At 70.2% G+C, this 12,349-nt stretch carries 11 protein-coding genes and 1 pseudogene; 7 read left to right on the top strand and 5 right to left on the bottom strand.

Annotated elements, in window-relative coordinates; genetic code table 11:
- Positions 1-202, top strand: a pseudogene (locus Q0D75_RS13535) (hypothetical protein); the annotation flags it as partial.
- A 43-nt stretch (positions 203-245) separates the two neighbouring features.
- On the opposite strand, the gene Q0D75_RS13530 reads toward Q0D75_RS13535, so the two are convergent.
- On the bottom strand, positions 246-1,286 hold the full coding sequence (locus Q0D75_RS13530; protein ID WP_291054271.1) for a Gfo/Idh/MocA family oxidoreductase: 1,041 nt from the start codon (positions 1,284-1,286) through the stop codon (positions 246-248).
- Positions 1,287-1,361: 75 nt separating this feature from the next.
- Between Q0D75_RS13530 and Q0D75_RS13525 the strand changes: the two genes are divergently transcribed.
- The gene (locus Q0D75_RS13525) at positions 1,362-1,826 is read left to right on the top strand and encodes a nucleoside deaminase (RefSeq protein ID WP_291054269.1); all 465 of its coding nucleotides are present in this window, start codon (positions 1,362-1,364) and stop codon (positions 1,824-1,826) included.
- Between the two features lie 27 nt (positions 1,827-1,853).
- On the opposite strand, the gene Q0D75_RS13520 is transcribed toward Q0D75_RS13525, so the two are convergent.
- From Q0D75_RS13520 to Q0D75_RS13510, 3 genes are read right to left on the bottom strand one after another with little or no spacing between them, the layout of a single operon-like run.
- Positions 1,854-2,213, bottom strand: a complete 360-nt coding sequence (locus Q0D75_RS13520; RefSeq protein WP_291054267.1) for an STAS/SEC14 domain-containing protein — start codon at positions 2,211-2,213, stop codon at positions 1,854-1,856.
- Positions 2,214-2,255: 42 nt separating this feature from the next.
- A complete protein-coding gene (locus tag Q0D75_RS13515) occupies positions 2,256-2,924 on the bottom strand; it encodes a hypothetical protein (RefSeq protein ID WP_291054265.1) in 669 nt (222 codons plus the stop codon).
- A 46-nt stretch (positions 2,925-2,970) separates the two neighbouring features.
- Positions 2,971-5,622 carry a phosphoenolpyruvate carboxylase gene (locus tag Q0D75_RS13510; RefSeq protein WP_291054273.1) on the bottom strand — a complete coding sequence of 884 codons (2,652 nt, stop codon included), beginning with the start codon at positions 5,620-5,622 and terminating at the stop codon, positions 2,971-2,973.
- Positions 5,623-5,761: 139 nt separating this feature from the next.
- Here Q0D75_RS13510 and Q0D75_RS13505 point away from each other — a divergent pair, with 139 nt between their 5' ends.
- From Q0D75_RS13505 to Q0D75_RS13485, 5 genes are all read left to right on the top strand, one after another.
- Positions 5,762-7,561: a DEAD/DEAH box helicase gene (locus Q0D75_RS13505; RefSeq protein ID WP_291054263.1), complete on the top strand. Its 1,800-nt coding sequence runs from the start codon at positions 5,762-5,764 to the stop codon at positions 7,559-7,561.
- 209 nt (positions 7,562-7,770) lie between these two features.
- The gene (locus Q0D75_RS13500; RefSeq protein WP_291054261.1) at positions 7,771-8,058 is read left to right on the top strand and encodes a hypothetical protein; all 288 of its coding nucleotides are present in this window, start codon (positions 7,771-7,773) and stop codon (positions 8,056-8,058) included.
- A gap of 65 nt (positions 8,059-8,123) precedes the next feature.
- A complete protein-coding gene (locus Q0D75_RS13495; protein ID WP_291054259.1) occupies positions 8,124-8,837 on the top strand; it encodes a GAF and ANTAR domain-containing protein in 714 nt (237 codons plus the stop codon).
- Positions 8,834-9,562 carry a GAF and ANTAR domain-containing protein gene (locus Q0D75_RS13490; RefSeq protein WP_291054257.1) on the top strand — a complete coding sequence of 243 codons (729 nt, stop codon included), beginning with the start codon at positions 8,834-8,836 and terminating at the stop codon, positions 9,560-9,562. The genes Q0D75_RS13495 and Q0D75_RS13490 overlap by 4 nt, the downstream gene beginning before the upstream one ends.
- 170 nt (positions 9,563-9,732) lie before the next feature.
- Positions 9,733-11,130 (top strand): HNH endonuclease signature motif containing protein, encoded by a 1,398-nt coding sequence (locus Q0D75_RS13485; protein ID WP_291054255.1) that lies wholly within the window; start codon positions 9,733-9,735, stop codon positions 11,128-11,130.
- Between the two features lie 358 nt (positions 11,131-11,488).
- Here the strand turns inward: Q0D75_RS13485 and Q0D75_RS13480 are convergent, their stop codons facing one another.
- Positions 11,489-12,349 (bottom strand): LLM class F420-dependent oxidoreductase, encoded by an 861-nt coding sequence (locus tag Q0D75_RS13480; RefSeq protein WP_291054253.1) that lies wholly within the window; start codon positions 12,347-12,349, stop codon positions 11,489-11,491.

Genomic DNA, 12,349 nt, shown 5'->3' with positions numbered 1-12,349 from the left:
CGCCGGTGCGGCCCCGATCGCTCCGCAGCCGGGCGCCGAGAGCGCACCCACTCCGCCCGCTGACGGACCTACTCCGCCGACGGACGCCCAGACGCCGCCGACCGACGCTCCTGTCCCGCCGACCGACGCTCCGACGCCGCCCAGCGGCACTCCGGACGGCGGATCGGGCGAGCAGCCGGCGGACGGCGGATCCGGGTCCTGATCGGACCGCTCCGGCGGGCGCCGGGTCGCGGAAGCGGCCCGCGTCAGCCCCGGTGGGCCCGCTCGATGATGCGGAGCACCTGCTCGCTGTCGCGCGGGTCGACCGGAAGCGGGGCGCCGGTACGGAGCGCCTCGGCGAGGGCGCGGTAGAAGCCCGGGTAGTCACCGCGCTCGAGCACGACCTCGCGCGCTTCACCGGGAGCGCGCAGCACGCCGACGGGGTTCTCCTCGCTCAGGCCGAACGCCGGGTCGTCGGTGCCGACGCCGTCTTGCAGCTGGTTCTCCTGCGGATCCAGGCCCCACGATTCGAACACCGCCCGCGAGCCGACGACCCGGAAGCGCGGGCGGTTCGCCGGCGAGACGGCGCTCATCCAGAGGCGGGAGCGCACGCCGCTCCGGTGCGTCAGACTCACGAACGAGTCGTCGTCGTTGACCGCGCCCTCGCGGCGCGAATCCAGCTCGGCGTACACGCCCCCACCCTCGACGTCCACCTCGCCGAACAGCTGCAGCGCCTGGTCGATCAGGTGCGGACCGAGGTCGTAGAGGATGCCGCCGCCCTCGGCCGGCGTCGCCTCGTTCTTCCACTGCTTGGCGCCGAGTTCGGGCTTCCACCATTCGAACGCCGACTCGAACTGCCGCACCTCGCCGAGCTCGCCGCTGGCTATGAGCGCCCGCACGGTGAGGTAGTCGCCGTCCCACCGCCGGTTCTGGAACACGGCCACCCGGCGGCCCACGGAATCCGCGTGCGCGATGACCTCGCCCGCCTCTGCGGCGGTGAGCGCGAACGGCTTGTCGACCACCACGTCGAGACCGGCGTCGAGAGCGCGGTGCGCGAGCGGAACGTGCGTGTCGTTCGGGCTCGTGATGACCACCAGATCGAGCTGCCCGGCGCGCGCGAAGAGCGCGTCGGCATCCGGAACCACCACATCGGCCCCGTACCGCTCCGTCGCCTGCGCCGCCCGTTCGGGGTTGCCCGTGACGATCGTCGTGAGGGCATAGGCGGGATCGGCGGCGATCAGCGGCGCGTGGAAGACCTGGCCGCCCAGGCCGTAGCCCAGAACGCCGGTGCGGAGAGGATTCGACATGCCCTCAACGCTACGCGACACCGCCGACAGCATCCGAATCCGGGGCATCGCTCCCCTCCGTGGGAGACTCGGACCATGACGACCGCCGCCTCCGGCCCCACCGACTCCGCCCACCTCGACCTCGCGATCGCCGCCGCCCGCCGGGGCCGTGCCGAGGGCGGCATCCCGATCGGCGCCGCACTCATCGTCGACGGCGAGCCGCTGGCCACCGGCTACAACCGCCGGGTGCAGGATGGCAGCCCCATCCATCATGGTGAGACGAACTGCCTCGAGAACGCGGGCCGGCTGCCGGCCAGCACGTACGCGCGGGCGACGATGGTCACCACCCTGTCGCCCTGCGACATGTGCACGGGCGCGATCCTGCTCTACAAGATCCCGCGCGTGGTCATCGGCGAGAACCGCACCTTCTACGGCAACGAGGACTACCTGCGCGAGCGCGGCGTCGAGGTGGTCGTGCTCGACAGCGAGGAGTGCGTGGCGATGATGACGGAGTTCATCGCGGCCGAGCCCGCCCTCTGGAACGAAGACATCGGCGTCTGACCCGGCCGGGCTCGGTCGGGCAGGACGTCACGATTTGAGCCACTCCAGGGCGGCGTCGCGCTCGGCGTGGCCGAAGACGCGCACGTCGGCCTGGATGAAGTGGGAGCCGGCCTTGGCCAGCGTGGCGAGCCAGCCGGCATCCGTCAGCAGAGCGGCCCGCCGCACCTTCTTCTCCAGGCCGGCCGAGCGCAGGTCTTCCCAGAGGGCCTTCGGCTCGATCTTGGTGAGCTCGACGTCACCGTAGACCGCCAGGAGGTCGGCTGGGTCGTTGGCGTCGAGGAATGCCTCGAGGTCGCCGCGCAGCGCCTCGAACTCGGCGGCCTCGAGGCCGCCCGCGTACTCGATCTCGAAGATGTGGGTGTCGGGGATCTGGCGTCCGGTGAGCATGGGACCAGCATGCCACCGCCGGCCCCAGGAAGGATGGGCGGGTCAGCCCCAGGTGCCGGCCGGCGAGGCGATCACCGGCACGGCCGTGTACGACCAGTGCGAACCGTTCGCATAGTGGCTGCTCGCCCACGGCGAGGCCCAGATCGCGGCCTCGATCTGTTCGGTGGGGGCGGATGCGGCGAAGCCCGCGACGATCGCCGAATAGCCCGAGTTGCCGTGCAGCGCGTTCCCCACGTTCTCGGCCGCGGTGACGAGGGTGTCGTAGCTGCCGAGGCCGCTGCCGCCGCCGGAGCCCCAGCCGTTGTTCAGCGGATTGTTGCGGTTCCACCAGTCGTCGGGGCCGTTCTCCTGGCGCATCCAGCGCAGCATCACGGTGACGTTGGAGTCGCTCACCGGGAATCCGGCGAGCATCAGCACGAGCTTGGCCCAGTCTTCGTTGGTGCTGCCGGCGATGAACGACTCGACGCCCTCCGTGGCCTGGTAGCGGTCGCGGGTGACCACCAGCTGGCCGGCATCCGCCGTCACCGACAGGGTCTGCGAGCCGATGCCGGCGACATCGCCCGAGGCGATCGCGGTGCTCTGCGGCGGCGGCGCGAGCGCGGTGAGCGCCGTCAGTGCGAACACCGAGACTCCGGCGAACAGCGCGAGCGGCAGGCCCCACGGGCGACGCCCGGGGCCCTTCTGCGCAGATCGGAGAAACAGTGAACTCATGATGGACTCCCCAGATTACTCGCGCAGCCTGAGGCCGCACCCGGGGTCACCCCGTGTTCTGCAGGCCCGCGGCGACGCCGTTCACGGCGAGGAGGAGGAGCCGGTGCGGCGCATCCTGCGGGTCGGTGCTGCCGGAGGCGCGCACGGAACGGAGCGCGCGCAGCTGCAGCAGCGAGAGCGCGTCGACGTAGGGGCTGCGCAGGCGCACGGCCCGCTGCAGCACCGGCTTGTCGTCGAGGATCTCGCCGTGCCCGCTGGTGCGCTGCACCCACTCGCGGGTGAGCTGCATCTCCGAGAGCACGAGCGCGGCGAGGTCGGCACGATCGCCGAGCGCGAGATACCGCTCCGCGATCCGCAGGTCGGTCTTCGCGAGCGACATCTCGACGTTGTCGATCATCGAGGTGAACAGCGGCCAGCGCCGGTACGCGTCGCGCAGCAGCGCCTCGTCGCCCACCGCGGCGAGCGCCGTGCCGAGCCCGAACCAGCCGGTGAGGTTGATGCGGGCCTGCGTCCAGGCGAACACCCACGGGATGGCGCGCAGGTCTTCCAGCGACGACACCGAGAGCCCGCGGCGGGCCGGGCGGGAACCCAGCGCGAGCAGGCCCACCTCCTCCATCGGAGTGACCTGCGCGAACCAGGGCGCGAAGCCCTCGGCCTTCACGAGCTCGAAGAAGCGGGTGCGGGATGCCTCGTCCATCGTCGCGGCGACGGGCGCGAACTCGTCGGCGGCCGCCCGGTTCGCCTCTTCGTTCGCGGGAGAGGAGGCCAGCAACGTGGCCGCGGCCATCTGTTCGATGTGGCGCGCCGCGATGGTCTTGTCGCCGTACTGCGCGAAGATCACCTCGCCCTGCTCGGTGAGCTTGAAGCGGTCGTCGACCGATCCGGGCGGCTGCGCCATCACGGCCTCGTTCGCCGGACCGCCCCCGCGCCCGAGCGCTCCCCCGCGCCCGTGGAACAGCGTGAGCACGATGTCGTTGTCCTTCGCCCACGAGGCGATCCGCGACTGGGCGTCATAGAGCGCGAGCGTGGCCGACACCGGCCCCACATCTTTCGAGGAGTCGGAGTAGCCGAGCATCACCTCGAGCTTGCGGCCTGTGGCGGCCAGCCGCGCCTTGACGGGCGCCAGCTCGATCATCTCACTCAGGATGCGCGTGGAGTTCTGCAGGTCGTCGAAGGTCTCGAACAGCGGGATGGCGTCGAGCACGGGCGCGGCCTCGGCCGATCCGAGTGCCGCCTCGGCCAGGTCGTACACGGTGGCGAGGTCGGTGGAGGACTGCGTGAACGACACGATGTAGCGGCGGGCGGCATCCACGCCGTAGCGCTTCTGCAGGTACGCGATGGTGCGGTAGACCTCGAGCACCTCGATCGTCATGTCGGCGAGCGCGCCCCCTGCCTTCACATCGGCGAGCGCTTCGCGGTGCACCTTCGAGTGCTGGCGCACCTCGAGCTCGGCGAGGTGGAAGCCGAAGGTCTGCACCTGCCAGATGAGGTTCTGCAGCTCGCCGTTGGCGTTGCGCCGGGCACCACCGGCCCGCAGCGAGTTCTGCACGATCCGCAGCTCGTCGAGAAGGGCCGAGGGGTCGGCATAGGCCAGGGCCTCGTCGCCGCGGCGGGTGGCTGCGATCCGCTCGGCGATCACCAGCAGTACCCGGCGGTGCGGCTCGTTGGGCGCACGGGTGCCGATCTGCGAGGTGACGGATGCCGCGAGCTCCTCCTGGCGAGCGGCGAGCGCGCGGAGGGCGTCGTCGGGCCGGGTCTCGGACTCGTCGAGCGTGAGGGTGCGGCCGATGCGGGTGGCGGCGTGCTCGAGGCCGAGCAGCACGTGCTCGGCGGCGATCGCGGCCGCCTCCTTGGTGACGTTCGCCGTGACGAAGGGGTTGCCGTCGCGGTCGGCGCCGATCCAGCTGCCCAGGCGCAGGAAGGCGGGAGCCTTCGCCTCGGCGACCCCGGCATCCGTTCCCAGCAGCCAGTCGTCGAGCAGGCGGTACACCTGCGGCACGATCTGGAACAGCGTCTGGTCGAAGATCGACATCGCCGTGCGCACCTCGTCCAGCGGGGTGGGGCGGGTGGTGCGCAGCGGCGAGGTGCGCCAGAGCACCTCGATCTGCTCGAGCAGGCGGCGCTCGTTCTCGGCGCCGGTGGCCGAGGCGGGATCGGCGGGCACCCGCGCATCGAGCAGTTCGCTGATGCGGCGGATGGTGGAGGCGACCGCCCGCCGGCGCGCCTCGGTGGGGTGGGCGGTGAGCACCGGGTGGAAGCGCAGGCCCTGCAGCCGCTCGGCCGTCGCCTCGGCGCCGACCTCCTCGCGCATCCGTTCGAGAGCGGCGGGGAGGGTGTCGGTGCTGACGGATGCCGGCCCCGCGGCCGAGCGGGCGCGCAGCACGCGCACGCGGTGGTGCTCCTCGGCGAGGTTGGAGAGGTGGAAGTAGCAGGTGAACGCGCGGGCGACCTGCTCGGCGCGCTCGGGGGTGAACGACTCGACGAGCGCCTCGGCGTCTTCGATCGAGGCGTCGTGGTCGCGCTCGTAGGCGCGGATGACGAGGCCGCGGAGGTTCTCGACATCCGCCAGCAGGTCGTCACCGCCCGCCTCGGTGAGCACGCGGCCGAGCAGCGAGCCGAGCAGGCTGATGTCGGCGCGCAGATCACGGTCGACCTCGCCGCTGATGCGCGCTCGGCTGTGATCGGTGGTTCCTGGCAGGACTTCGGTCTCGTCGGTCACCCTGCAACGCTAGTGGCGAGGGCCGTTCGCCGGGAAATCAGGCACGGATCCGGGCATATCCGGGCCCGGAACCGGTGTTTCCGCGCCCGCGCGCACCCGCGACGACTACCGTAAGAGGATGGCTTCATCAGCAACCGCCGATCCGGGCGAGACAGAATCTCCCCGCACCGAGCAGACCTTCTCCGATCTGGGCCTCGAGCCCGCCGTCCTCAAGGCTTTGAAGGACGTCGGCTACGAGACCCCCTCGGCCATCCAGGCCGCCACCATCCCCCCTCTTCTCTCCGGCCGCGACGTCGTGGGCCTCGCCCAGACCGGAACCGGCAAGACCGCCGCGTTCGCGCTGCCCATCCTCTCCCGCCTCGACCTCGCGCAGAAGACCCCGCAGGCCCTCGTGCTCGCGCCCACGCGTGAGCTCGCCCTGCAGGTCTGCGAGGCGTTCGAGAAGTACGCGGCGCACCTGAAGGGTGTGCACGTGCTGCCCGTCTACGGCGGCCAGGCGTACGGCCAGCAGCTCTCCGCGCTCCGACGCGGCGTGCACATCGTGGTGGGCACGCCCGGCCGCATCATGGATCACCTCGACAAGGGCACGCTGGATCTCACCGAGCTGAAGTACCTGGTGCTCGACGAGGCTGACGAGATGCTCAAGATGGGCGTCGCCGAGGATGTCGAGACCATCCTCGCCGACACCCCCGAGTACAAGCAGGTGGCGCTGTTCTCGGCCACCATGCCCGCGCAGATCCGCCGCATCTCGGCCAAGTACCTGCACGACCCCGAAGAGATCACGGTCAAGAGCAAGACCACGACCTCGGTGAACACCACCCAGCGCTACCTCGTGGTGTCGTACCCGCAGAAGGTCGACGCGCTCACCCGCATCCTCGAGACCGAGAACTTCGAGGGCATGATCGTGTTCACCCGCACGAAGAACGAGACCGAGACGCTGGCCGAGAAGCTGCGCGCCCGGGGCTATGCCGCCGCCGCCATCAACGGCGACGTGGTGCAGGCCCAGCGCGAGCGCACGGTCAACCAGCTGAAGTCGGGCAAGCTCGACATCCTGGTGGCGACGGATGTCGCGGCCCGCGGTCTCGACGTGGAGCGCATCACGCACGTCGTGAACTACGACCTGCCGATCGACACCGAGTCGTACGTGCACCGCATCGGCCGCACCGGCCGCGCCGGCCGCTCGGGCGACGCCATCAGCTTCGTGACGCCCCGTGAGCGACGGATGCTGACCTCGATCGAGAAGGCGACCCGCCAGCCGCTGACCGAGATGAGGCTGCCGAGCGTCGACGACGTCAACGCCACCCGCCTCACCCGCTTCGACGACGCGATCACGGCGGCGCTGGCCGATCCGGCGCAGCTGCAGGTCTTCCGCGACATCGTGGGGCACTATGTGACGCACCACGACGTGCCCGAGGCCGACGTGGCCGCGGCGCTGGCCGTGGTGGCGCAGGGAGACACCCCGCTGCTGCTGGAACCGGATGCGGCGCGAGGCGCGCGCTTCGACCGCGACGACCGCGGCTCGGACCGATCCGACCGCGGCGGCGACCGTTCCGACCGCAGCGGCGGCTACCAGGGAGATCGCGGCGACCGCGGCGAACGCCCGGAGCGCCGCAGCCGCCCGGCCGGCGGCGCGATGGCCACCTATCGCATCTCGGTGGGCAAGCGGCAGAAGGTCGACCCGCGCCAGATCGTGGGCGCCCTCGCCAATGAGGGGGGCCTGCGCCGCGAGCACTTCGGCGCCATCCAGATCCGGCCCGACTTCTCGCTCGTCGAGCTGCCGGCCGATCTGCCGCCCGGAACCCTCGAGCGCCTGCGCGACACCCGCATCAGCGGCCAGCTGATCGAGCTGAAGCCCGACCGTTTCGGCTCCTCCGCAAAGCGCGAAGACCGGCCGCGCTGGAAGAACCCGCGCGACTGACCCTCGCCCCACCTCGCGAGTCGCCGAGAACCGCCCCCATTCTCCGGAGTGGGGGCGGTTTTCGGCGGGACGCGACCAGGTCGCGAGAGCCCCGGGAGGTTCGAATGCCGTTCGAGCGGAGACGGGGCGTATCGTGGAAGACAGGCACCGGGCGGTGCCGCACCGTCTCCCCCAGACCTCGGGACTCACGCGCGTTCGAGGAGTTCTGCATGCAGGTCGTCAGGTTGCACTTCGGCTCCCAGGAGTTCGTACTCCCTCCGGATGCCGACGTCGACGGATTGAGACGCCGCATCCTCGAGGCCGCCGGCGGGCCGGCCGCGTTCGTGGACTTCGAGACGTCGGCGCACACCTCGGTCTCGCTGCTGATCACCCCGTCGGCCGCCGTGCGTCTGGAAACCCGGGAGCTGGTGAGCGGCGGGCCGGACGACGGATCGGCGTTCACACCCTACGGCTCCTTCGACGAGCACCAGCTCGTGTTCGACGAGTTCGAGTTCTGAGCCGTGCGTGCCTGGACCGGTCTCGAGAGCGCACATCCGTTCTCGCGGGCGACTACGGTTCAAGCATGACCGACGCCTTTGCACGAGCGCTCGCCGTCTTGCGCGATTTCTCCGGTGACGGCTCCGGGCTGGCCGATCCGCTCGTGGCCGCTCTCCCGATCGACGGTGCCGCGGTCGCCACCCTCGGCCCGCTTCTGGCGTCCGAGACGATCGCCGCGAGCGACCCGACGGTGGCCCGGCTGGACGAGTTGCAGTTCGATCTGCGCGAGGGGCCGTGCTGGGATGCCCTGCGCACCGCCCGCCCGGTGCTCGAGCCCGACCTGCGCCACAATCCCCGCCACAGCTGGCCGGCGTTCTCCGAGGCCGCCCTGCGCGAAGACGTCGGGGCGATCTTCGCCTTTCCGATGATCGTCGGCCGGCTGAAGATCGGGGCGGTGGACCTCTACTCCGCACGAGCCCGCGAGTTCACCCGCGACCAGTCCGAGCAGGCCGGTGCGCTGGTCGCCGTGGTGGGCCGGCAGGTGCTGCGGCGCTCGCTCGACGCGCTCGTGGCCGACGCCGGCGAGGCTCCGCGCACCGACCGGTTCTCCCGCCGCATCGTGCACCAGGCCACGGGCATGGTGATCGCCCAGCTGGGCGTCTCGCCCGGCGAGGCCGAACTCGTGCTGCGTGGCCATGCCTTCGCCGAATCCCGCAGCATGCGCGAGGTGGCCGAGGACGTGCTGGCGGGGCGGCTCGGCTTCCGATTCGACAACGCAGGCATCGAGGACCACGCATGAGCAGCGAACCAGGAACGGGCAGCGAACTCCGCGACAAGCGGCTGATCGAGGCCTTCGCCACCCTCGCCGACACGCTCGTCGACGACTACGACATCGTCGACCTGCTGCAGACCCTGGTCGAGATCTGCGACGGCGTGCTCGACGTCGAGGCATCCGGCATCCTGCTGGCCGACGAGGAGGGCGAGCTCGAGCTGATGGTCTCCACCAGCGAGGAGAGCCGCCTGGTGGAGGTCATGCAGCTCGGAGCCGAGGCCGGCCCGTGCATCGAGTGCTTCCGCACCGGCGAGGCCGTCTCGGTCGTGGTGGCCGACGCGCCCCCGGAGTGGATCCGGTTCCGCGAGGCCGCGCACGAGCAAGGGTTCGCGTCGGTCCAGGCCATCCCGATGCGGCTACGCGAGAGCGTGATCGGCACCCTCAACCTCTTCCGCGCGAGCAGTGACGTGCTGGCACCGGGCGATCTGATGGCGGCACAGGCCCTCGCCGATGTGGCCACCATCGGCATCCTGCACGAACGGTCGCTCCGCGAGACGGATGCGGTGCGCGATCAGCTGCAGAAGGCGCTGAACTCCCGGGTAGTCATCGAGCAGGCCAAGGGAGTGCTCGCGCACACCCACGGCATCTCCCCCGACGAGGCCTTCGGCGTGCTGCGCCAGTACGCCCGAAGCCACCAGCTCAGCCTGGGCGCCGTCGCCGACGACCTGGTGAACCGCCGCATCATCTTCTGATCGCGCTGCACCCTCGGAAGAGGCGCCGAGCCAGGTCCGAAGAGGCGTTACCGGCGTTGCTGCGGGGATGGGAGGCGGGGGCTCTGGCTCGTCCGGTTCACGCACACCGGGGCACGCACCCGCCTGAAATTATTCGAGCTTTCATCAGGTCTTTCTGATAGAATCTCAGTATGCAGACAGCCACTGAACTCCCGGAGATCACCGCCGATCTTCGCGGTGTCGTGAGCAAGATCTGCGCGGGGCTGGCGGGGCTCAGCGGTGACGAGGTGCTGGAGGTCATGGCCGATTTCGAGGCGGCAGGGCGGGTGCTCTCGGCGGGGCAGGTTCGGGTGGCCGGTGAGGTCGGGGTGCGGTCGCGCAGCGAACTCGGCGATGAGGGGTTGAGCAGGTCGCAGAACTTCACCAGCCCGGTCAAGCTCGTCTCAACCGTCACCGGCACCTCGGTGCGGGAGAGCAAGACGCGCCTCGAGATCGGGCGCAAACTGCGCGGTGCGGTGCTTCTGGGTGGCGGTGAAGGGCCTGCCCCGTTCCCGGCCGTAGCCCAGGCCCTCGACGGCGGCGTTCTCGGGGTCGAGACGGCGTCGATCATCGTGACCCGGTGCTCCGAACTGACGGAGCGCGGATGCTCCCCCGAGGTTGTGGCCAGTGCCGAGCAGACCCTCGTCGACGAGACCCTCACGAACCATCTCACTGCCGATCAGACCTCCCGGCTTGCCATTCATTTGCGTGAGGTCATCGACCCTGACGGTGCGGAGCCTCGGGATGAGCGGCTCCAGCAGCAGCGCTCCCTCACGATCGGCCAGGCCAGTGACGGGATGATTCGCGGCCGGTTCGCCCTCACCCCCGAGCAGGGCGCGGTGTGGTTGGCGAGCATCCAGGCCATGCAAAGCCCCCGCATTGCAGGATCACCCTCCGGCGGGCCGCGGTTCCTGACCGAAGACGAATACGTGGCGCAGACCGCTACCGCGGATATTCGCACGCAGGCGCAGAAGAACGCCGACACGATCACCGAACTCATCGCCCGCGCCGCCGGCGCCCCCGACATGCCCCGCCTCAACGGCGCCACCACCACCCTCAACGTCCACATCACCCTCGACAACCTCGAAACGGGCCGTGGTGTCGGGTGGATTGACGGCATCGACGAACCCGTTCCCGCCTCCACCATCGCGCAGCTGCGCTGCAGCTCCCCCACCGCCGTGACGCTGTTCAACGACCGGGGTGCGGTGCTCTACCACGGTAAGACAGAACGCCTCTTCAGCCCCGCTCAGAACCGGGCGCTCGCAGCTAGGGACGGCGGATGCGTCTGGCCCAACTGCGACCGGCCACCGTCCTACTGCGAAACCCACCACGCAGACGAATGGGTCTCGGCCGATCATCCACCGGGACGCACCGACATCGACAACGGTGTCCTGCTCTGCCATTTCCATCACTCGCACCTGCACAAGTCATCCTGGAAACTCACCATGCTCACGGGTGTGCCCCACCTCATCCCGCCGAGGTGGATCGATATCGAGCAGACGCCGATCCCGACCACCCGCCGACGCACCACCCAACGCCCAGCCGCCTAATCACGCGCGCCCACCTCCCTGAACCGGGCACGGTCATCGAGGGCAAGCGCGAAGCGCGCGGCAGCCCATAGCTAAGCCAAGCCTCCGGACACCGAACCGTGCGGGGCTGCCGCGCGCTTCGCGCTTGCCGACGATGGTCATGGCTGAGTCTGCAAGAGCCTGATCGCACCTGGGTCAGCTGAAATTCACCAGAGTTCGATGAGGTCGACAACAAGGCACGCAACGCCGTCGAACTGGACTTTGCCGTCACTCAACGTCGGGCCATCGCGGCCCCCTACGACACACTCGCCCATACCTATCGACGAGACGCCATCCTCCGAGCCATCACCAACTGGTCCCAAGCATCAGAAGACACGGACTAGTGGCCGAGCACTTCGACTCGAAGGGCGGCGAGCTCGTCGAGGCGGGTCATCAGCGCGGCCGGGGTGTCGGCCACAAGCGCGATGTTCACGTGCGCCACGCCGTTGCGGAGATACGCCTCGAGGTCGGTGGCGTCGCAGGATCCCGGTGCGATGCCCACGGGGACGGCATCCGGATCGCGTCCCGCCTCCGCCACCAGCTCGCGGAACCGGGGCAGCGCGTCGGTCAGGTGCGGGTCGCTCATCGGGGGCGTGGGGTACCAGACATCCGCCCACTCGGCCGCGTGCCGCATGGTGAGCGGACCGCTGCCGCCGAGGTAGACCGGGGGAAGCTGCTGCACCGGCTTCGGCCAGCACCAGCTGGGCTCGAAGTCGACGAAGTCGCCGTGGAACTCGGCCACGTCCTCCGTCCAGAGCGTGCGGATCGCCGCCACCTGCTCGCGCACCTTGCGGTGCCGGGTGCCGAAGTGCACGCCGTGGGTGGCGAACTCGTCGCGGTTCCAGCCGAAACCCACGCCGAACGCGAAACGGCCGCCGCTCAGCCGGTCGATCGAGGCCGCCGTCTTGGCCACGTGCACCGCATCCCGCAACGCCAGCAGAGTGACCCCGGTGCCCACCTGCAGCGTGGTGGTGGCAGCGGCCGCGAACGCGCAGGAGATGAAGGGATCGTAGGTGCGCTTGTAGAAGTCGGGCAGCACTCCCCCGCCGTACTGCTCGGGGTAGGCCGTCGCCCGCGCGACCGGGATGTGCGAGTGCTCGGGGAAGAACAGGCTGTCGAATCCGCGCTGCTCGATCTCGAGGGCGAGCGGGCCCGGATCCGGATCCAGGTCCGTCGCGAACACGTAGACGCCGACCTTCAT

The sequence above is a fragment of the Herbiconiux sp. genome (assembly GCF_023264855.1).
Classification (GTDB): domain Bacteria; phylum Actinomycetota; class Actinomycetes; order Actinomycetales; family Microbacteriaceae; genus Herbiconiux.
This window is presented reverse-complemented; position numbering and strand designations above follow the sequence as displayed.

Coding starts and splice junctions, on each gene's coding strand:
- Q0D75_RS13530 (WP_291054271.1), bottom strand. CDS start 1,286: ATGTCGAATCCTCTCCGCACCGGCGTTCTGGGCTACGGCCTGGGCGGC.
- Q0D75_RS13525 (WP_291054269.1), top strand. CDS start 1,362: ATGACGACCGCCGCCTCCGGCCCCACCGACTCCGCCCACCTCGACCTC.
- Q0D75_RS13520 (WP_291054267.1), bottom strand. CDS start 2,213: ATGCTCACCGGACGCCAGATCCCCGACACCCACATCTTCGAGATCGAG.
- Q0D75_RS13515 (WP_291054265.1), bottom strand. CDS start 2,924: ATGAGTTCACTGTTTCTCCGATCTGCGCAGAAGGGCCCCGGGCGTCGC.
- Q0D75_RS13505 (WP_291054263.1), top strand. CDS start 5,762: ATGGCTTCATCAGCAACCGCCGATCCGGGCGAGACAGAATCTCCCCGC.
- Q0D75_RS13500 (WP_291054261.1), top strand. CDS start 7,771: ATGCAGGTCGTCAGGTTGCACTTCGGCTCCCAGGAGTTCGTACTCCCT.
- Q0D75_RS13495 (WP_291054259.1), top strand. CDS start 8,124: ATGACCGACGCCTTTGCACGAGCGCTCGCCGTCTTGCGCGATTTCTCC.
- Q0D75_RS13490 (WP_291054257.1), top strand. CDS start 8,834: ATGAGCAGCGAACCAGGAACGGGCAGCGAACTCCGCGACAAGCGGCTG.
- Q0D75_RS13485 (WP_291054255.1), top strand. CDS start 9,733: ATGCAGACAGCCACTGAACTCCCGGAGATCACCGCCGATCTTCGCGGT.
- Q0D75_RS13480 (WP_291054253.1), bottom strand. CDS start 12,349: ATGAAGGTCGGCGTCTACGTGTTCGCGACGGACCTGGATCCGGATCCG.